This window comes from Streptomyces sp. NBC_01460, from assembly GCF_036227405.1.
Classification (GTDB): domain Bacteria; phylum Actinomycetota; class Actinomycetes; order Streptomycetales; family Streptomycetaceae; genus Streptomyces.
The window spans coordinates 1,134,183-1,151,554 of the sequence record NZ_CP109473.1; the positions used below are offsets into that span (position 1 = coordinate 1,134,183).

General features: G+C 71.3%; 22 protein-coding genes and 1 riboswitch. Of the genes, 14 read left to right on the forward strand and 8 right to left on the reverse strand.

Annotation, left to right across the window (positions count from 1 at the left end; genetic code table 11):
* Positions 1-12: 12 nt before the first annotated feature.
* Positions 13-315, reverse strand: a complete 303-nt coding sequence (locus tag OG488_RS04965) for an urease subunit gamma (protein ID WP_104790628.1) — start codon at positions 313-315, stop codon at positions 13-15.
* A 139-nt stretch (positions 316-454) separates the two neighbouring features.
* Positions 455-1,075 carry a TetR/AcrR family transcriptional regulator gene (locus tag OG488_RS04970; RefSeq protein ID WP_329226272.1) on the reverse strand — a complete coding sequence of 207 codons (621 nt, stop codon included), beginning with the start codon at positions 1,073-1,075 and terminating at the stop codon, positions 455-457.
* Between the two features lie 108 nt (positions 1,076-1,183).
* Between OG488_RS04970 and OG488_RS04975 the strand changes: the two genes are divergently transcribed.
* Positions 1,184-2,182, forward strand: coding sequence for an ABC transporter permease (locus OG488_RS04975; RefSeq protein WP_329226274.1), 999 nt, complete (start codon positions 1,184-1,186; stop codon positions 2,180-2,182).
* A 222-nt stretch (positions 2,183-2,404) separates the two neighbouring features.
* Here the strand turns inward: OG488_RS04975 and OG488_RS04980 are convergent, their stop codons facing one another.
* Complete coding sequence (locus OG488_RS04980) at positions 2,405-2,683, reverse strand: type II toxin-antitoxin system Phd/YefM family antitoxin (RefSeq protein ID WP_329226276.1); 279 nt, start codon at positions 2,681-2,683, stop codon at positions 2,405-2,407.
* 94 nt (positions 2,684-2,777) lie between these two features.
* Here OG488_RS04980 and OG488_RS04985 point away from each other — a divergent pair, with 94 nt between their 5' ends.
* From OG488_RS04985 to OG488_RS04995, 3 genes are all read left to right on the forward strand, one after another.
* A complete protein-coding gene (locus tag OG488_RS04985; protein ID WP_329226278.1) occupies positions 2,778-3,407 on the forward strand; it encodes an ATP-dependent Clp protease proteolytic subunit in 630 nt (209 codons plus the stop codon).
* 12 nt (positions 3,408-3,419) lie between these two features.
* Positions 3,420-3,728 (forward strand): hypothetical protein, encoded by a 309-nt coding sequence (locus OG488_RS04990; RefSeq protein ID WP_329226280.1) that lies wholly within the window; start codon positions 3,420-3,422, stop codon positions 3,726-3,728.
* Positions 3,729-4,118: 390 nt separating this feature from the next.
* Positions 4,119-4,291: riboswitch (cyclic di-AMP (ydaO/yuaA leader) on the forward strand.
* A gap of 3 nt (positions 4,292-4,294) precedes the next feature.
* Positions 4,295-4,765 (forward strand): C40 family peptidase, encoded by a 471-nt coding sequence (locus OG488_RS04995; RefSeq protein WP_329226282.1) that lies wholly within the window; start codon positions 4,295-4,297, stop codon positions 4,763-4,765.
* A gap of 18 nt (positions 4,766-4,783) precedes the next feature.
* On the opposite strand, the gene OG488_RS05000 is transcribed toward OG488_RS04995, so the two are convergent.
* Positions 4,784-5,422 carry a LysE family translocator gene (locus OG488_RS05000; RefSeq protein WP_329226283.1) on the reverse strand — a complete coding sequence of 213 codons (639 nt, stop codon included), beginning with the start codon at positions 5,420-5,422 and terminating at the stop codon, positions 4,784-4,786.
* Positions 5,423-5,494: 72 nt separating this feature from the next.
* On the opposite strand from OG488_RS05000, the gene OG488_RS05005 reads away from it, so the two are divergent.
* Positions 5,495-6,409 (forward strand): LysR family transcriptional regulator, encoded by a 915-nt coding sequence (locus OG488_RS05005; protein WP_329226285.1) that lies wholly within the window; start codon positions 5,495-5,497, stop codon positions 6,407-6,409.
* 78 nt (positions 6,410-6,487) lie between these two features.
* On the opposite strand, the gene OG488_RS05010 is transcribed toward OG488_RS05005, so the two are convergent.
* Positions 6,488-6,919, reverse strand: coding sequence for an ATP-binding protein (locus OG488_RS05010; RefSeq protein WP_329226287.1), 432 nt, complete (start codon positions 6,917-6,919; stop codon positions 6,488-6,490).
* A 229-nt stretch (positions 6,920-7,148) separates the two neighbouring features.
* On the opposite strand from OG488_RS05010, the gene OG488_RS05015 reads away from it, so the two are divergent.
* The gene (locus tag OG488_RS05015) at positions 7,149-8,111 is read left to right on the forward strand and encodes a helix-turn-helix domain-containing protein (protein WP_329226289.1); all 963 of its coding nucleotides are present in this window, start codon (positions 7,149-7,151) and stop codon (positions 8,109-8,111) included.
* Complete coding sequence (locus OG488_RS05020; protein WP_329226291.1) at positions 8,039-8,254, forward strand: DUF397 domain-containing protein; 216 nt, start codon at positions 8,039-8,041, stop codon at positions 8,252-8,254. The genes OG488_RS05015 and OG488_RS05020 overlap by 73 nt, the downstream gene beginning before the upstream one ends.
* On the opposite strand, the gene OG488_RS05025 is transcribed toward OG488_RS05020, so the two are convergent.
* Positions 8,223-9,395, reverse strand: a complete 1,173-nt coding sequence (locus OG488_RS05025; protein WP_329226292.1) for an 8-amino-7-oxononanoate synthase — start codon at positions 9,393-9,395, stop codon at positions 8,223-8,225. The genes OG488_RS05020 and OG488_RS05025 overlap by 32 nt on opposite strands.
* 144 nt (positions 9,396-9,539) lie before the next feature.
* Between OG488_RS05025 and bioB the strand changes: the two genes are divergently transcribed.
* The 4 genes from bioB to OG488_RS05045 all read left to right on the forward strand — a co-directional run bounded on the left by bioB (position 9,540) and on the right by OG488_RS05045 (position 13,459).
* Positions 9,540-10,703 (forward strand): biotin synthase BioB, encoded by a 1,164-nt coding sequence (gene bioB / locus OG488_RS05030; RefSeq protein WP_329226294.1) that lies wholly within the window; start codon positions 9,540-9,542, stop codon positions 10,701-10,703.
* Complete coding sequence (locus OG488_RS05035; protein WP_329226295.1) at positions 10,696-12,000, forward strand: adenosylmethionine--8-amino-7-oxononanoate transaminase; 1,305 nt, start codon at positions 10,696-10,698, stop codon at positions 11,998-12,000. The genes bioB and OG488_RS05035 overlap by 8 nt, the downstream gene beginning before the upstream one ends.
* A gap of 1 nt (position 12,001) precedes the next feature.
* Positions 12,002-12,691, forward strand: a complete 690-nt coding sequence (gene bioD, locus OG488_RS05040; protein WP_329226297.1) for a dethiobiotin synthase — start codon at positions 12,002-12,004, stop codon at positions 12,689-12,691.
* A gap of 72 nt (positions 12,692-12,763) precedes the next feature.
* On the forward strand, positions 12,764-13,459 hold the full coding sequence (locus OG488_RS05045; RefSeq protein WP_329226298.1) for a class I SAM-dependent methyltransferase: 696 nt from the start codon (positions 12,764-12,766) through the stop codon (positions 13,457-13,459).
* A gap of 61 nt (positions 13,460-13,520) precedes the next feature.
* On the opposite strand, the gene OG488_RS05050 is transcribed toward OG488_RS05045, so the two are convergent.
* Entirely contained in the window at positions 13,521-13,892 is a 372-nt protein-coding gene (locus OG488_RS05050; RefSeq protein WP_103759995.1) for a fic family toxin-antitoxin system, toxin component, read from the reverse strand.
* A complete protein-coding gene (locus OG488_RS05055) occupies positions 13,889-14,116 on the reverse strand; it encodes an antitoxin (RefSeq protein WP_073750044.1) in 228 nt (75 codons plus the stop codon). Before OG488_RS05055 ends, OG488_RS05050 begins: the two co-directional genes overlap by 4 nt.
* A 167-nt stretch (positions 14,117-14,283) precedes the next feature.
* Between OG488_RS05055 and OG488_RS05060 the strand changes: the two genes are divergently transcribed.
* From OG488_RS05060 to OG488_RS05070, 3 genes are all read left to right on the forward strand, one after another.
* On the forward strand, positions 14,284-14,703 hold the full coding sequence (locus OG488_RS05060) for a GNAT family N-acetyltransferase (RefSeq protein WP_329226302.1): 420 nt from the start codon (positions 14,284-14,286) through the stop codon (positions 14,701-14,703).
* 219 nt (positions 14,704-14,922) lie between these two features.
* Entirely contained in the window at positions 14,923-16,260 is a 1,338-nt protein-coding gene (locus tag OG488_RS05065) for a hemolysin family protein (protein WP_329226304.1), read from the forward strand.
* The gene (locus OG488_RS05070) at positions 16,257-17,276 is read left to right on the forward strand and encodes a hemolysin family protein (protein ID WP_329226306.1); all 1,020 of its coding nucleotides are present in this window, start codon (positions 16,257-16,259) and stop codon (positions 17,274-17,276) included. Before OG488_RS05065 ends, OG488_RS05070 begins: the two co-directional genes overlap by 4 nt.
* The last annotated feature ends 96 nt before the right edge of the window (positions 17,277-17,372 follow it).

The window sequence follows — 17,372 nt, forward strand, 5'->3', positions numbered from 1 at the left end:
GCTGCTCCCCCGTCAGACGATCGGCTCGTGGACGGTGACCAGCTTGGTGCCGTCCGGGAAGGTGGCCTCGACCTGGACGTCGTGGATCATCTCGGGGATGCCGTCCATGACGTCGTCGCGTGTGAGGACCTTCCTGCCGGAGGCCATCAGTTCGGCCACGGTCCGGCCGTCACGGGCGCCTTCCAGAAGGTGCGAGGTGATCAGCGCGATCGCCTCGGGGTGATTCAGCCGCAGTCCGCGCGCCCTGCGCTTCTCTGCGACATCGGCCGCCACATGGATGAGCAGGCGTTCCTGTTCGTGCGGAGTCAGTTGCACGCTTCCACCCTCTTCGTCTTCCGCCCGGTACCTGCCCCGGGCGCAGCGGGACCCTATCCCGCCTTCAACACTCTGTTGAACGATGAAGAGGATTCCGCGACCAGGTATTGCACGTTAGGGCGGAAGTTTTTCCGGCGCGTTAACTGATCTTTTGCGGATCCATGGACATCAGGCCGCGCAAGCCGTTCTCCAGGGCCTCGACCGCGACCCCGCCGAACAGCGCCTCCTGCGCGATGAACCCCTGGGCGGTGGCGATCATCGTGCGGGCGACGTCGTCGGCCGACACGTCGGAGCGCATGACGCCGGCCGCGCGGTAGGCCTCCACCAGCACCGCCCACGCCGCACGCATCCCCGCGTAACCGTCGTCGAGCGCCTTCGCCAGGCGGTCGTCGCGCATGCTCTCGGACCACACCTGCACGACGAGCATGGCGGACGCGCGACGCTCCAGGCCGTACAACTGCCCCTCGAAGACTCCGCGCAGCACCCTCCCCAGGAGGACGTCGGGCGTGGGCGGCGGGACCATGTCGGCGGCCTCCGCGAAGGCCCGGCGGACCGCAGCGAACGCCTCGTCGGCGATGGCGGCGACCAGGTCCTCCTTGCCGGTGAAGTAACGGTAGACAGCCCCTGCCGACAGGCCGACCTCCTTCAGCACGTCCTGCATCGAGGTGCCGTGGAAGCCGTTGCCGGCGAAACAGTGCGCCGCCCCGACAAGGATCTGGCGACGGCGGGCGTCGAGGTGCTCCTGGGATACGCGTGCCATACGGGGCAATCTAAAACGAACATTCATTCTTGACAAGCTCCCGCGCACGGCGCGACAGTGGGCACATCGAAAACGAACGATCCTTCTCTTTGAATCGAGGCTCTCGCCATGCCTGCTGCACCGAACCGCCGTGCGGTGGCGGCCGTCCTGCTCGTCCCCCTGGTGGTGACGCTCGCGCTCTGGGCCTTCTCCTGGCCCGCGGCCAGGATCGCGCCGCGCGACCTCCCCGTCGGCATCGCCGGTGCGGCACCGGCCGCCGATCAGCTGCAGAAGCAGTTCGAGCGACGCGAAGGAGCCTTCGAGATCCACCGGTACGAGGACGCGGCCGCCGCCCGCACCGCAATCGAGGAAAGGGTCGTATACGGCGTGGTCGTGGTCACCGAGAAGGGCCCGCGGCTGCTCACCGCGTCGGCGGCCGGCCCGGTCGTCGCCCAGTTGCTGACCGAGGCGGCCGGGGCGGGTGCGCCCGACGGGTCCGGGGTCCCGGTCACGGACGTCGTCGCCGCGCCGGCAGCCGACCCCCGCGGCAGTGCGCTCGGCGCGAGCATCCTGCCGCTGGCGATTGCCGGAGTCGCCGCCGGAGCGGCCGTGAGCATGCTCGGGCTGCGCGGCGCCCGAGGGGCCGTGACCCTGATCGGCGCGGCAGCGCTGGTGGGCATCGCCGCCACGGCCCTGACCCACAGCTGGCTCGGCGTGATCACGGGCGACTGGTGGACGGAGGCGGGCGTCATCGGGCTGACCGTGCTGGCGATCGGCGCTCCGGTGGCGGGGCTCGCCGCCCTCGTCGGCACACCGGGCATCGGGGTGGGAGCCATGCTGATGGTGCTGCTGGGCAATTCGTTCTCCGGCGTCACCAGCGCACCCGAGATGCTCCCCGACCCGGTCGGCGCGATCGGTCAGTGGCTGCCGCCGGGCGCGGGCGGTTCCCTGCTGCGCTCGGTCGCGTTCTTCGACGGGAGCGCGGGGGGCGGGCCGGCACTGACTCTGGCCGCCTGGGCGCTGCTCGGCATCGCCACCGTCCTGGCCGGCCGCCGCACGCGTCCGGAGCCGGCCGCGGACAGCGCCGCACCCGGCGGCCGTGAGCGCGAACCGGCCCTCGCCGGCTGAGCGGCTCCGCACCGGAGGAGGCCGTGTCCCCCGCTACAGCGGCGGTGGACACGGCCTTCTCGCGTTCCGTCCCCCACAGCGGCGGGGACGGCCTCCTGCCGTTGCGCGCCCGCCACCGGCAGCCGCGCACCTACGCCGTCCCCGTCCCCCGCTTGCCGGCGGTCGCCCTGGTCGGCCGCTCGTCGCGCGTTGCCCGACGCCCGTCCGCCGTCGACGGGGCCCTCACTCGTCCCGGTCGTGACCCCGGTGCTCCGCGGCGATGCCGAACCGGCCCCGTTCGCCCGCAGCGGACGGCGCCGAGTGGATCGAGGACACCGAACGGATCACCTGCTCCTCCGCCGACTCCTCGCCCTCGAGTCGTTGCAGATCAGCGGCCGAGACCAGTGCGACGAGCGGCTTCCCGTGACGTGTCACGACCACTCTCTCGCCGCCGTAGACAACGCGGTTGATGAGCTCGGCGAGCTCTGCGCGTGCTTGCGTCACCGGAATCTCGTAGGCCATAGTCCCCATCATAACCTTCTGTACGTCCTGTACATTTTTTACGTACGGGTCGCGCACGGTTGTGCCTGTTGGGGATCCGAGGAAAGGCATCGTCATGTTCCGACCCGCCGCCCGCCACGTCCTGCCCGAGTTCACCGAGCGCACCGCCTACGGCTCCCGGAGCACGGACCCGTACGCGAAGCTGCTGTCCGAGCGGATCGTCTTCCTCGGCACACCCGTCGACGACACCGCGGCGACCGACCTGATCGCACAGTTCATGTACCTGGAGCACGCGGACCCCGACCGGCCCCTCTCCCTCTACATCAACTCGCCCGGGGGCTCCTTCGACGCCATGACGTCGATCTACGACACCATGCACTTCCTCGCGTGCGAGGTGGAGACGTTCTGCCTCGGCCAGGCCGGCGCCGGCGCCGCGGTCCTGCTCGCGGCCGGCGCACCCGGACGCCGACATGCCCTGCCGGGCGCCCGGGTAGTCATTCAGCAACCCGCCCTGGACGAGCCCGTGCAGGGCCAGACCTCCGATCTCGAGATCCGGGCCCGAGAGCTGCTCCGCGAACGCGAGCTGCTCACGGGCATGCTGGCCCGCCACACGGGGCGTTCGACACGGGAGATCAGCGCCGCCGTCGAACGGGACACCATCCTCGACGCCCCGGCCGCCCTGGCGTTCGGCCTGGTGGACCACGTCATGGAGAACCGCACGCCGTCCCGGCCCCGCACCCCGTGAGGTGAACACCCGATGCACCCACCCCAGTTCCCGCCGCTTCCCGCACTGACCCGCGCGGAGGCCGAGTTCGTCGACTGCTACCTGGAAGTCCTCGACCAGCTCGGGCGCATCAATCCCGCCCGGGGCAGCGACACGTACGGAGCGCTCCGGGCGGCTCAGGCTCTCGCGTCCAGGGCCACCGCCCTCCGTGACGCACTCGTACTGATGCACGACCGGGGTGAGTCGCAGATCCACGCGGACACGCTGGCCAGGGCGCTGCGCCTGCTGGACGGCGAGCGCCGCGCGGGTCGGGTCGCCGTGCCTCCCGCCCCGACGGGCTGAGCGGTGCGGGCACCCGACCGGCCGGGCCGTCCGGCCGCCCGACCAGGCGCCGGATCGGCCTCGGCGCCGTCGTTTCACGACACGCCCGGCGGACCGATGAGTTTTCCTCGCTCGTTCGGCGTAGGAGCTCCCCCGCCCGGGGGACAGCCCAACTTGCGCAATGCGCGCGGACACTGAACGGAATGCATCGTTCCGCTGCTGGTACACGGCTGGTCAGGTCCGGCCGGCGGGGCTCTCGCCCCGACGCGTCCACCCGATCGGATCAGTCGTGACGACTCTCACATACCGATACTTCAGCCAGGAAATCCGGCAGTGCGTGCGTAAAGATCCCTGGGACGACAAGCCCCCGCCACCGCGGCGGGGCGGTCCGGGCGGACGCCGAGTCCTGCCGCTGTCCGGATGCCTGGTCGACAGAAGTGGATCGGCAGGAGTGGAGGACCCGAGCACAACGGGCCGACCGGAGATCCGGACGGCCCTCGGGGTGAAGCCGCTTCGCGCGGCCGGGCAACTTCGCCAGCCCGAACCCGACAGGTCATCCTTCACAGGCGGCTGACGAAGGGTTGCGCATGACTGCGCAGGTTCATGTCCCGTCTCTGTTCGCCCGGGTCGGTACGGCCTCGGCTCTGACATTCGCCGTAGGGACCACCATGATGGCCCCCGGCTTCGTGAACGACGCCGAGGCCGCCGCCCACTCGGCGACGGCACTCAGGATCGCCGCGTCGAAGAAGGGGGCGCCCTACAGATATGGCGCCACAGGCCCTCACCGGTTCGACTGTTCCGGGCTCACGCTCTACTCGTTCAAGAAGGCGGGGAAAAAACTGCCCCGCACGGCCCAGCAGCAGTACAACAAGACCCGCCATATCTCCAGGTCGCAGCGGAAACGCGGCGACCTGGTCTTTTTCCACGCGGGGCGCAGTGTGTACCACGTCGGCATCTACGCCGGCAGCGGGAAGATCTGGCACTCACCGAAGACCGGGGCGGTGGTCCGGCTGGAGAAGATCTGGTCCGGCAGCGTCTGGTACGGGAGGGTCCGCTGACCCTCCCTCACCTCTGGCTCAGCGCAGCAGGGGCCCCGTCACCAGCACGAGCCCCAGCGCGGTGAGCGCCGTGCCGCTGCCGCCCTCGATCGCACGGGCGGTGCGCGGCCGGCGCAGCCACCGGCCCAGGCGGTCGACGAGGAGCGCCACGGCCGGGAACCAGACGAGCGCGAGCAGGACGACCACCGAGGCGAGCAGCAGGGTCCTCGGCAGGGGCGGCTGTCCGTCGGGGACGAACTGGGGCAGCAGGCTCAGGAAGAGTACGGGTGCCTTCGGGTTCAGGGCGTTGGTCAGGAAACCCTGGCGCAGCGAACGCCGGAGTCCGGAGGGCGCCCTCTCCCCTGCCTCCACACCGGCGCCTGCCGCGGCGGCCCGCCGCCACAGCGCGTACAGGCCGCTGAGGCCGAGGTAGAGCACGTACGCGCCGCCGAGCAGCTGAACCGTACGGAAGAGGACGGGCATCGTCACGAGCACGGCGGCGAGTCCGGCGACGGCCAGGGCGGTGTGCACCACGAGCCCTCCGGCGACTCCCACCGCTGTGGCCAGCCCGGACCTCCGGGATGTGAGCGCGTTGCGTACGACCACCGTGAAGTCGGCGCCGGGCAGCGCCACCATTCCCGCGGCCACGGCGACGAAGGCGAGCAGTTGTGCGTCCATGGGTACACCCTGACGGCATCAGCCCTTTAGCGTGTACTTGCAATCTTCATGGTCTGCCAAAAGGAACGCTTAATGTACGACCCGACACGGCTGGCCGCGCTGGTGGCGGTGGCCGAGGCCGGCTCCATCACGCGGGCCGCCGCGCGGCTCGGTTACACCGCGCCCGCGCTCTCGCAGCAGCTGGCCAAGCTCGAGCGGGAAGCGGGGGCCGCGCTCCTCGTCCGGCACCACCGGGGGGCGCGGCTGACGGCCGCCGGTGAGCTGCTGGCGGGGCGGGCCAGACGTGTGCTGGACGAGATGGACCAGGCGCGGCACGAGCTGGCCCGGCTCGCGGGGCTGTCCGGCGGCCGGCTGCGGGTCGGCACGTTCGTGACGGCCGGGATCCATCTGCTGCCACCCGTGCTCACCGCGTTCCGCCGCGCCCATCCCGACGTGGAACTGAGCGTCACGGACTACGAGCCGCCCGCCGGGGTCGCCGCCGTGGCGGCGGGCGACGTGGACCTGGCCCTGACCCATGCCTACGAGCCCGCGGCCGCCGGGCCGATGCCGGCGGGGGTCTCCGCCGAGCCGCTCCTCGTCGAGGACCTGGTGCTGATCACCTCGCCCGGCCAGATGCTGTCCGAGGGCAGCGGGCCGCTGCCCGTCGCCGAACTGGCGGGCCGCCCGCTGATCAGCAGTGCGCCGGAGCACCCACCACGGCGCGGGGTGGAGCGTGCGCTGGCCGAGGCGGGTGCCACCCCCGCCGTCGTGTGCGAGTCGCCCGGTTACGCCCTGGTCTGCGCCCTGGTCAGCGCGGGCCTCGGCGTGGCGGTGGTGCCGGAGATGGTGGCCTCGATGTCACCGGCCCCGGTCGCGGTGCGGCGCCTGGAACCGGCCGCTTTCCGGAGGACGATCTCCGTGGTGCACCGGGGGAACGCGAACACCCCTGCGGCAGAGACGCTGATGGCGCTCCTGCGGAGCGGCTTCGGACGTGCCTCCGCTCCGTAGACGGCCGGCCACGGCCCCACGGGGTGGCTCGTCCGCACCGTCAGGTCCGTACGGCCCCCGGGCCGCTCCCCCGCACCGTCAGGCCTGCGCCGGAACCGGCCAGGGAAGCGCGATCGACACGGTCTTGCCCCCGTCCGGGGTGGGGCTGACGCCGAGCCGGCCGCCGTACTCCTTCGCCAGGGCCCGGATGATGACCATGCCCCGGCCGTTGTCCTGGCGGACGGCGGCGGGAAGTCGCTGGGGCCAGCGCGGATGACTGTCCGTCACCCCCAGGTAGAACTCGACGTCCCGGTCGAGCCGGAGGTCCACGGTGAAGGTGGGCGACTGACCGAAGGTGTGCTGGACGGCGTTGGTGGCGAGCTCCGAGACGATCAGCAGGATGGTGTCGGCCGTGTCGCTGTCCTCGGGCAGGCCCCACTCGGTGAGGACGCGGGCCACGTGTCTGCGGGCCGCGGAGACCGAGGCCGGATCGCTCGGCAGAGTGACGGTTGCTTCCTGATGGTCTGCCATGGCGACGCCGTCCCTTCGCGCCCTGACCGGCCCACGGCCGGCCTGGAGTGTGCTTCGCGCCAGACTGCCACCGAATCCGCCCTCCATGACGGCGATCCACCAAGATATGCATATATCTATCGCTCATTACGGTGAACTCCACCCCCTGATCCGCATACAGGCGCGACACTGGCCCCTTTCCGAGCCGGCCACGCCGAGGCGGCTCACCGCACGAGGGGAGGAGGCCGCAATGCGCAACGGCCCCGTGGTACGCCGCCGCAAACTCGGCGAGGAGCTGCGCGGTCTGCGCCACACCTCGGGACTCACGAGCCGGGCCGTCGCCGGGGTGCTGGGCTGGCACCAGTCGAAGGTGAGCCGGATCGAGACGGGGACGAGCGGGGTGTCGCCCCGTGACGTGACCCGGCTGCTGGACGTCTACGGAGTGGACGACGGACAGTTGCGGTCCCTGCTCGAAGCGCTCGCCGGCTCCGTGGGCGGTGGGGGAAGCGGGTGGTGGCACGCCTATCGCGGGCTCATCCCGCCCCAGTACCGCGACTTCATCAGCCTGGAGTCCCAGGCTGATGCCGCTCGCACGCTCGAGACGTCGGTGGTCCCGGGGCTGCTGCAGACCGCCGACTACGCGCGAGCCGTGACCCGGTCCTCGCTGGACGGGCTGCCACCCGCGCAGCTCGATTCCCTGGTCGAGGTCAGACTCGCCCGGCAGAGCGTCCTCCGGTCACCGCGTCCGCTGCGGCTCAGCGCCGTGCTCGACGAGGCCGTACTGCGGCGCGAGGTCGGCGGCCCCCGGGTCATGGAGGAACAGCTGCGCCATCTGGCCGAGGTGGCACAACTTCCTCACGTGACGCTCCAGTTACTGCCGTTCGAGGCCGGGAGCTACATCGGCCTCACCGGGCCTTTCGTAATCCTCTCTTTTTCGACCACTTCTGATCTAGATGTGGTCGTTCTTGACCACTTGACGAGTAGTCTCTACCTGGAGCGGAGAGAAGACCTTGAGGCGTACAGCTCGGCCTTCCGCACGATGCAGGGACACGCGCTGTCGCCGGAGCGTTCGCTGGACCTCATCGCCGCAGTAGGACGCGGCGGTCAGGCGGAACCTTCAGACTGCCCGAGGGGGGCACGATGTCCGACCGTCCCGCACAGCACGCACCGCACGCACCCAGGTGGCGGCGCAGCAGCCGTAGCACCGGGATGAACAACTGCGTGGAGACCGCGGAGCTCGGCGGTGATCAGCTCGCCGTACGGGACTCCAAGGACACCGGCCTGCCGCCGCTCCGTTTCTCGGCGACAGCATGGACGTCCTTCGTCACGGGGCTTCACGGCCTCCCGGCCGGCTGACCGGGCGGGGAGCCGTCGCCACGAGCGTACGCACGGCGCCCTCGATCTGATCTTGCGTCAGGTCTGCCCGGGCGGTGAGCCTCAGCCTGGAGATCCCGTCCGGCACCGACGGCGGCCGGAAGCACCCCACCGCGAGACCGGCCGTCCGGCAGTCCGCCGCCCAGCGCACGGCGGACTCCGCCGACGGAGCGCGCACCGACACGACGGCGGCGTCGGGGCGTACCGCGGTCAGACCGGCCGCGGTGAGCCGGCCGTGCAGTTCGACGGCGACCGCCCCGGCCCTGGCCGCGCGCCCCGGCTCCCTGCGCAGCAGCCGCAGAGCCCCCAGCGCCGCGCCGGCCGCCGCCGGCGCGAGGCCGGTGTCGAAGATGAACGTGCGGGCCGTGTTGACCAGGTGCCGGATGACCCGGGCGGGGCCGAGCACCGCTCCGCCCTGGCTCCCGAGCGACTTGGAGAGGGTGAGCGTGGCGACGACCCCTTCCGCGCCCGCGAGTCCGGCGGCCGCGAGTGCGCCCCGTCCGCCTTCGCCCAGGACCCCCAGACCGTGCGCGTCGTCCACGAGGAGGGCGGCTCCCGCGTCACGGCAGGCCTCGGCGAGCCCGCCCAGCGGGGCGGCGTCGCCGTCCACCGAGAAGACCGAGTCGGTCACGGCCAGCGCCCGTCCGGCGTGCGCCTGGAGTGCTTTGCGTACGGCCTCGGGGTCCGCGTGCGGCACGACGGCGGTGGCCGCCCTGGAGAGCCGGCAGCCGTCGACGATCGAGGCGTGGTTGCCCGCGTCGGAGACGATGAGCGAGTCGCGGCCGGTGAGTGCCGTGAGGGCGGCGAGGTTGGCCGCGTAGCCGGAGGAGAAGACCAGGGCGGCTTCGAATCCGCAGAATCCGGCGAGTTCGCGTTCGAGCTCGGCGTGCAGCGCGGTGGAGCCGGTGACCAGCCGCGAGCCGGTGGCACCCGCGCCCCATGTCCGTGCCGCCTCGGCCGCCGCCGCAGTGACCTCGGGGTTCCGGCTCAGCCCCAGGTAGTCGTTGCTCGCGAGGTCCAGCAGTTCGGCCTCGGCGGGCCGGGGGCGCAGCGTCCGGACGAGTCCGGCCTCGGCGCGACGCCGGGCCTCGTCGTCGATCCAGTCGAACGGGGCGTAGGACATGGGCGGGTCCCTTTTTGTAGGCAGCTCACAGACCCTAACCGGGTGCGCAACAGGCCAGGGTGTGGCAATACACACAGCATCGACCGGCTCTCCTGTCCGGTTCCTCCTTGGCCGATCGCGGTGCCGTACGTCAGGATCAAGGCCATGGACCTGCTGAACACGCTGGTGGACAAGGGGCTGCGGCGCGAACTGCCGACCCGTGACGAAGCGCTCGCCGTGCTGGCGACCTCCGACGACGAACTGCTCGACGTGGTGGCCGCGGCCGGAAAGGTGCGCCGCCAGTGGTTCGGCCGGCGCGTCAAGCTCAACTATCTGGTGAACCTGAAATCGGGGCTGTGTCCCGAGGACTGCTCGTACTGCTCGCAGCGTCTCGGTTCCAAGGCCGAGATCCTCAAGTACACCTGGCTGAAGCCGGACGAGGCGAAGAAGGCCGCCGCCGCGGGTGTGGCGGGCGGCGCGAAGCGGGTGTGCCTGGTGGCCAGCGGCCGCGGCCCGACCGACCGGGACGTCGACCGGGTGTCGCGGACGATCGAGGCCATCAAGGAGCAGCACGAGGGCGTCGAGGTGTGCGCGTGCCTCGGTCTGCTGTCGGAGGGCCAGGCCGACCGTCTGAGGTCCGCGGGCGCCGACGCGTACAACCACAACCTCAACACGTCGGAGGGGACGTACGGGGACATCACGACCACGCACACGTACGCCGACCGGGTGGACACCGTGCAGCAGGCCCAGGCCGCCGGCCTTTCGGCGTGCTCCGGTCTGATCGCGGGCATGGGCGAGACCGACGCGGACCTCGTGGACGTCGTCTTCTCGCTGCGGGATCTGGACCCCGACTCGGTACCGGTGAACTTCCTGATTCCCATGGAAGGGACCCCGCTGGCGAAGGACTGGCACCTCACGCCGCAGCGCTGCCTGCGCATCCTCGCGATGGTCAGGTTCGTGTGCCCGGACGTCGAGGTGCGTCTCGCGGGCGGCCGTGAGGTCCATCTGCGTTCGATGCAGCCGCTGGCCCTGAATCTGGTCAACTCCATCTTCCTGGGCGACTACCTGACCAGCGAGGGCCAGTCCGGGCAGACCGACCTCGACATGATCGCGGACGCCGGGTTCGAGGTGGAGGGAGCGGACACCACGACGCTCCCCCGGCACCGCGCGCCGGCGACCGGGGGCTGCGGGTCGCACGACGGCGGCTGCGCACCGTGCGGCGACACCGCGGAGGCGGCGCCGGAGCCTTCCGGAGCCTCGGCGGCGCGTACGGATCTGGTGGCTGTCCGCCGTCGCGGTGCCGGGACGGATCTCGCCCCCAATGCCTGATCCGCTCAGCCCCGCGGAACTGCGCGCCCTGGACCGGGCCCATGTCTGGCATCCTTACGGCCCCATGCCCGGCCGGCAGGAACCCCTGATCGTGGAGTCCGCGTCCGGGGTGCGCCTCCGGCTCGCCGAACCGGTGCACGGACAGCGCGAGTTGGTGGACGGGATGTCGTCCTGGTGGTCGGCTGTACACGGCTACAACCATCCGGTGCTCAACGAGGCCGCGCGCGGCCAGCTGGACCGGATGAGCCATGTGATGTTCGGCGGGCTCACGCACGAGCCGGCCGTCCGGCTGGCCACCCGGCTGGTGGAGATCACTCCGGAGCCGCTGCAACACGTCTTCCTCGCCGATTCGGGGTCGGTCTCCGTCGAGGTCGCGGTGAAGATGTGCCTGCAGTACTGGCGTTCGGCGGGACGGCCCGCCAAGCACCGGCTGCTGACCTGGCGCGGCGGGTACCACGGGGACACCTGGCAGCCGATGTCGGTGTGCGACCCCGAGGGCGGGATGCACGAGCTGTGGTCGGGGGCCCTCCCCCGGCAGATCTTCGCGGACGCGCCCCCGGACGGCTTCGACGCGGAGCCGGACGACGCGTACGCGGAGCATCTGCGCGAGCTGGTCGCCGCCCATGCCGACGAGCTCGCGGCGGTGATCGTGGAACCCGTGGTGCAGGGCGCGGGCGGGATGCGCTTCCACTCCCCCGCCTATCTGCGGGTGCTCCGCGAGGCCTGCGACGCGAACGACGTGCTGCTGGTCTTCGACGAGATCGCGACGGGATTCGGCCGGACCGGGCAGTTGTTCGCCGCCGGGCACGCCGGGGTGTCGCCGGACGTCATGTGTGTCGGCAAGGCGCTGACCGGCGGCTATCTGACGCTCGCGGCGACCCTCTGCACCACTCGGGTGGCGGAGGGCATTTCGAGCGGAGACGTGCCGGTGCTGGCGCACGGGCCGACGTTCATGGGCAATCCGCTCGCCTCGGCCGTGGCCTGCGCCTCCGTCGACCTGCTGCTGGGCCAGGACTGGGAGCTGGAGGTGAAGCGGATCGGCACGGGGCTGCGGGCCGGTCTCGCCGAGGCGGCCGGTCTGCCCGGCGTCCAGGACGTCCGGGTGTTGGGCGCGATCGGGGTCGTGCAGCTCGACCACGAGGTGGACATGGCGGCAGCGACGCGGGCCGCTGTCCGCGAGGGCGTGTGGCTGCGTCCGTTCCGCGACCTCGTGTACACGATGCCGCCCTATGTGACCGGTGACGACGATGTGGCACGGATCTGCCGCGCCGTGTGCGCGGCGGCAAGGGAGGGATGAGATGACGATCCTGGTGGTGACCGGTACGGGCACCGAGATCGGCAAGACGATCGTGACCGCCGCGGTGGCCGCCGCCGCCCGGGACCTCCGCGTCGCGGTTCTCAAACCGGCGCAGACGGGCGTCGCCCCGGGAGAGCCGGGAGACGCGGCGGAGGTGTCCCGGCTGGCGGGCGCCCATGTGACGGCGGTCGAACTGGCGCGCTTCCCGGAGCCGTTGGCGCCCGGGACGGCGGCCCGCAGAGCCGGCCTCACGCCCGTACGCCCGTACGAGATCGCCGATGCCGCTCAGAAGCTGGCGACGGAGCACGACCTCGTGCTGGTCGAGGGCGCGGGAGGGCTGCTCGTGCGCTACGACGAGGAGGGGGCCACGCTCGCGGACGCCGCGCGGCTGATGGCGGCGCCCGTCCTGGTGGTGGCACCCGCGGGCCTGGGGACCCTGAACGCCACCGCTCTGACGACGGAGGCACTGCGGACACGAGGGCTCGTCTGTCCCGGAGTGGTGATCGGCAGCATGCCCGCCGAGCCGGACCTGGCCTCACGGTGCAACGTCGACGACCTCCCGGTCGCGGCGGGAGTCCCCCTGCTCGGCGCGGTGCCGGCCGGGGCGGGGGCCTTGGCCCCGGCCGACTTCCAGGCACGGGCGGCGAGTTGGCTTCTTCCGGAGCTCGGCGGGAACCGTCGGGCCCGATGAGCGGCTGAGTCGGCGCATACGGGGGAGAATCGAGGTGGAGCCGTATCCACGTGCCCTCCGAGGAGGCCGATCATGCGACGACGCAGCACACCTGTGCCCCGTGACGCGGTGCACCACCCGGTATTCGCCCGCTTCTACGCCCGTATGAGCGTGACGGCCGACCTCAGAGGGGGTGTGGCGGCGCATCGCGACGAGCTTCTCGCAGGTCTCTCGGGCCGGGTCATCGAGATCGGCGCGGGGAACGGCCTCAACTTCGCGCACTACCCTGGGGCCGTGTCCGAAGTGGTCGCGATCGAGCCCGAGCGCAACCTGCGGCAGCGGGCCGCCGGTGCCGCCCTGCGCGCGGAGGTTCCGGTCGACGTGGTGCCGGGAACGGCCGAGGCGCTGCCCGTGAAGAGCGAGGCGTTCGACGCGGCGGTGGCCTCGCTGGTGCTCTGCACCGTGCGGGACCTGCCTCGGGCCCTGTCGGAGATCAAGCGGGTGCTGCGGCCGGGCGGTGAACTGCGCTTCTTCGAGCACACCCTGGCCCCGGGCGGGGCTCTGGCGTCGGCGCAGCGGGCGGTGGACCGCACCTTCTGGCCGACGCTCTTCGGGGGCTGTCACACGGCGCGGGACACCGTCGCGGCGATCGAGACGGCCGGCTTCGAGCTGGGTGTGTGCCGCAGGTTCCGCATCCCGGACGGGGGCGTGCAGCTGCCCAGCTCCCCGTGTGTGATCGGCGTGGCCCGGCGGCCCGCCGCGGTGGACAGCTCGGCGGCGAGGGGCTGAGGAGAACTCCGGGCCGTATGCCGCACCGGCACTCAGGCGGGACGCACCTTCGACGCTCCGGTCAGATGCTCCAGCGGCGCAACTCGTCGGCGATGGACCGCACGTCGGCCTTGCCCTCCTTCACCAGTCGGGCGAGGTCCCGCACCTGCTCCGGCGAGGTGATGACCTTCAGCCCCGAGGCCACGAGGTAGCCGTAGGCGACGGCGGAGGCGAACATCGCGTTGGAGTGCTCGAGCGCCGGCACGTGCAGGAGCAACTGGAGCATGGCGGCCGCGCGGGAGTGCGGGTCGCTGTAGACGGGGCTGCCGAAGATCTCCGCCTCGTGCCGGCTGACAGCGGCGACGAGCGCACCCCAGTCGACGACCTGAGGGTCGCCGGGCGTCTTGTGCTCGGCGACCATGAGCAGCCAGGAAAGGTCGATCTGCAGGTTCAACGGGTGCCTTTGCGCTCCGTGCCGAACTCCTCGGCGAAGACCGACTCGTACTGCTTCATGAAGTCGGCCGCTGCCTCGACGAAGGTGTGTCCTACCTCGCCCGCATCCTGTTTGACGAGCTCCTCTATGTAGCGGTTCACGCTCATCCCCCGCTGCAGGGCGCGCTGTCGCGCCGCCTCGGCGGTCGCCTCGTCCACTCGAACGTTCAGCTGAGTCTTGGGCACGACATCACGCTAGCGCGTGTGCGCTAGCACCCGCAAGGGGAACGGGACGGCATGCCGCCGGCGCGGAGGGGAATGAGAGGTCCGGATGCGGGACACACGAGGCGGGTGGCTACGGCTACGGCAGAAATACTTCCCTTTCACCCGAGGCTCTCTGGTTGGCTCGCACCATGACTGATCTTGATATCCGCCGCGCCACGCTCTCGGACATCGACGCCGTGCTGCGGTTCTGGCGCGAGGCGGCGGAAGGAACCAGCATCACCGACGACCATGACGGCGTCGCCCGCCTGATCTCACGGGACCCGGAGGCGCTGCTCCTGGCAGAACGCGACGGCCGGATCACCGGCACCGTCATAGCCGGCTTCGACGGATGGCGATGCTCCGCGTACCGGCTCGCCGTGCACCCCGACTGCCGGAGGCAGGGCATCGCCACCGCACTGATGGACGCCGCGGAGCGGCGGTTCGCGGCCCTCGGCGGGCGACGGGTCGACGCGATGGTACTGGAGTCCAACACGCGGGCCCACCACACATGGGGGGCGACTGGCTACCATCGCGAGGAGCACTGGCGGCGCTGGGTCAAGTCCCTCTGAAGGCCACCGCGCGCCCACCGGAGCCGTACGGCCGGCCGCACGTTCGCCACCGACCATGACATTTTGCCGATCCTTTACTATGGATCCTCGACCGTCCGAATCTTCCGAAAGGTGTGAGCGTCCGCCCATGGGCGAGCCCCCCAGTAGTCGATACCACCGACACCACCGACGTCGCGCGATCCTTCCGCCCCTGCCCGACCATGGGACGGAGGTGAACCGATGACCGAAGTGCTCCTGCTCCTCGTGGCGATCCTGCTCTCCCTCCTCTGCGGTGTGTTCGTGGCGGCCGAGTTCTCTCTGACCACCGTGGAGCGCGGCGAGCTCGAACGGTCCGTCGAGCGAGGGGACCGCGGTGCGGCGGGCGCCCTCAAGGCCGTCCGCAGCCTCACCTACCAGCTCTCCGGCGCGCAGCTCGGTATCACCGTCACCAATCTGGTCGTCGGCATGCTCTCCGAGCCGTCCATCTCCAAGCTGATCAAGGGACCGGTGGAGGCGACGGGGCTGTCGCCCGGCGTGTCCTCCTCACTGGCTCTCGTGATCGGCACGGCGCTGTCCACCGTGGTCCTGATGGTGGTCGGTGAGCTCGTCCCGAAGAACTGGGCGATCTCCTCCCCCCTGACCGTCGCCAGGGCGGTCGCCACGCCCCAGCGCGCGTTCACCGCTGTCTTCCGGCCCTTCATCAGCCATCTCAACAACACCGCCAACCGGATCGTGCGGCTTTTCGGCCTCGAACCGGCCGAGGAGCTGGCCTCGGCGCGCAGTCCGCAGGAGCTGGTGGCCCTGGCACGCCATTCCGCCAAGGAGGGCGCGCTCGAGGCCGACACCGCCGAACTCTTCGTACGCACCCTCAACCTGTCCGAACTGACCGCGGAGAACGTGATGACGCCCCGCGTCCAGGTCACCGCCCTCGAGGTCCAGGCGACCGCCGAGGACGTCGCGAACGCCACCCGGGCCACCGGCCTCTCCCGGTTCCCCGTCTACCGGGGCAGCCTGGACACGGTCGTGGGCGTGGCGCACATCAAGGACGTGCTGGCCGTTCCCGCGGACCAGCGCCCCCGTAAGCGGGTGTCGGACATGCTGCGCGAACCACTGCTCGTACCGGAGACGCTCACCGTCGACCGTCTGCTCGACCGGCTCTCCGGGAAGCTGGCCATGGCCGTCGTCATCGACGAGTACGGCGGGACGGCGGGAGTCGTCACGCTGGAGGACATCGTGGAGGAAGTCGTCGGCGAGGTGCGGGACGAGCACGACCCGCACGAGACCCCCGATCTGGCGGCCGCGGGCGAGGACGCGGACGGACGGACCCTGTGGTCCGCCGACGGAGCGGCCCGGACGGACCAGCTCCGCACCATCGGGCTGCGGGTGCCGGACGGACCGTACGAGACGCTGGCCGGGCTGATCGCCACGGAGGTCGGCCGCATCCCGGTGGTCGGCGACACCGTCGAGCTCACGGGCTGGCGGATCGACGTGGTGGACGCCTCCGGGCATCGCGCCGCGCGTGCGCTGCTGCACGCGCCGCTCCCCGGTACCGACGAGCCGGCGGAGGACGAACGATGATCGCCGTCCAGCTCTTCATCGGTTTGCTGACCCTGGTGGTCAACGCCTTCTTCGTCGGGGCGGAGTTCGCTCTGATCTCCGTACGCCGCAGTCAGATCGAGCCCGAGGCCGAGGCCGGGAACCGGCGCGCACGCAGCGTCATCTGGGGGCTCGAGCACGTGTCGGCGCTCCTCGCGGCGGCGCAGCTGGGCATCACGCTCTGCACGCTGGTGCTGGGCATCGTCGCCGAGCCCGCCATCGCCCACCTGCTGGAGCCCGTCTTCGACGCGGTGGGGGTGCCGCACGGCCTGGTGCACCCGATCTCGTTCGTCATCGCCCTGACCGTGGCGACGTATCTGCACATGCTGCTCGGCGAGATGGTGCCGAAGAACATCGCGCTGGCCGAACCCGCGCGCACCGCGCTGCTGCTCGGGCCTCCCCTGGTGACCCTCGCCCGGGCGCTGAAGCCGGTGATCTTCGCCATCAACGCCTTCGCGAACGCGCTGCTCAAGCTGCTGCGGGTGGAGACGAAGGACGAGGTCTCGGCGACCTTCTCCGACGACGAGCTGGCACGCCTCGTCAAGGACGCCGAGGACTCCGGGCTCGTCGACGACCGTTCCGCGGAACGCCTCCGCCACGCCCTGGAACTGGGCCGCCGCCCGGTCCAGGACGTGCTCCTTCCGGTCGACCGGGTGCTCTACACCAGGGTGGGGACGACCCCGGAGGAGCTGGAGCGGCTCTCGCACGAGTCCGGCTTCTCGCGTTTTCCGGTGATGGACAGCGAGCAGCGCATCATCGGGTACCTCCATGTGAAGGACGCCCTGGACGCCGCGCCTCGCGACGTGCCCTTCCCGGTGACGGCTCTCCGTCCCATCGCGAGGGTGCGGGCGGCGACCCCGCTGGACGACGTGCTGACCGCACTGAGGCGGAGCCGTACGCATCTGGCGGCCGTGCTCGACGACGACGGCCGTCTGGCCGGCATGATCACGATGGAGGACGTCCTGCGTGAGTTGGTCGGCAGGCCTCAGGCCCGCTGATCTCGCCGCCGGGTGACGACAGGAGGGGCGCGGCCGTGGCCGCGCCCCTCTTCCGCGCTCTCCCCCGGCGGCCGCTCCCGGCCGTTGCCGCTGTCG

Excerpts from the sequence above, each read along its gene's own strand:
- OG488_RS04970 (WP_329226272.1), bottom strand. The coding sequence starts at position 1,075 with ATGGCACGCGTATCCCAGGAGCACCTCGACGCCCGCCGTCGCCAGATC.
- OG488_RS04975 (WP_329226274.1), top strand. The coding sequence starts at position 1,184 with ATGCCTGCTGCACCGAACCGCCGTGCGGTGGCGGCCGTCCTGCTCGTC.
- OG488_RS04980 (WP_329226276.1), bottom strand. The coding sequence starts at position 2,683 with ATGGCCTACGAGATTCCGGTGACGCAAGCACGCGCAGAGCTCGCCGAG.
- OG488_RS04985 (WP_329226278.1), top strand. The coding sequence starts at position 2,778 with ATGTTCCGACCCGCCGCCCGCCACGTCCTGCCCGAGTTCACCGAGCGC.
- OG488_RS04990 (WP_329226280.1), top strand. The coding sequence starts at position 3,420 with ATGCACCCACCCCAGTTCCCGCCGCTTCCCGCACTGACCCGCGCGGAG.
- OG488_RS04995 (WP_329226282.1), top strand. The coding sequence starts at position 4,295 with ATGACTGCGCAGGTTCATGTCCCGTCTCTGTTCGCCCGGGTCGGTACG.
- OG488_RS05000 (WP_329226283.1), bottom strand. The coding sequence starts at position 5,422 with ATGGACGCACAACTGCTCGCCTTCGTCGCCGTGGCCGCGGGAATGGTG.
- OG488_RS05005 (WP_329226285.1), top strand. The coding sequence starts at position 5,495 with ATGTACGACCCGACACGGCTGGCCGCGCTGGTGGCGGTGGCCGAGGCC.
- OG488_RS05010 (WP_329226287.1), bottom strand. The coding sequence starts at position 6,919 with ATGGCAGACCATCAGGAAGCAACCGTCACTCTGCCGAGCGATCCGGCC.
- OG488_RS05015 (WP_329226289.1), top strand. The coding sequence starts at position 7,149 with ATGCGCAACGGCCCCGTGGTACGCCGCCGCAAACTCGGCGAGGAGCTG.
- OG488_RS05020 (WP_329226291.1), top strand. The coding sequence starts at position 8,039 with ATGTCCGACCGTCCCGCACAGCACGCACCGCACGCACCCAGGTGGCGG.
- OG488_RS05025 (WP_329226292.1), bottom strand. The coding sequence starts at position 9,395 with ATGTCCTACGCCCCGTTCGACTGGATCGACGACGAGGCCCGGCGTCGC.
- bioB (WP_329226294.1), top strand. The coding sequence starts at position 9,540 with ATGGACCTGCTGAACACGCTGGTGGACAAGGGGCTGCGGCGCGAACTG.
- OG488_RS05035 (WP_329226295.1), top strand. The coding sequence starts at position 10,696 with ATGCCTGATCCGCTCAGCCCCGCGGAACTGCGCGCCCTGGACCGGGCC.
- bioD (WP_329226297.1), top strand. The coding sequence starts at position 12,002 with ATGACGATCCTGGTGGTGACCGGTACGGGCACCGAGATCGGCAAGACG.
- OG488_RS05045 (WP_329226298.1), top strand. The coding sequence starts at position 12,764 with ATGCGACGACGCAGCACACCTGTGCCCCGTGACGCGGTGCACCACCCG.
- OG488_RS05060 (WP_329226302.1), top strand. The coding sequence starts at position 14,284 with ATGACTGATCTTGATATCCGCCGCGCCACGCTCTCGGACATCGACGCC.
- OG488_RS05065 (WP_329226304.1), top strand. The coding sequence starts at position 14,923 with ATGACCGAAGTGCTCCTGCTCCTCGTGGCGATCCTGCTCTCCCTCCTC.
- OG488_RS05070 (WP_329226306.1), top strand. The coding sequence starts at position 16,257 with ATGATCGCCGTCCAGCTCTTCATCGGTTTGCTGACCCTGGTGGTCAAC.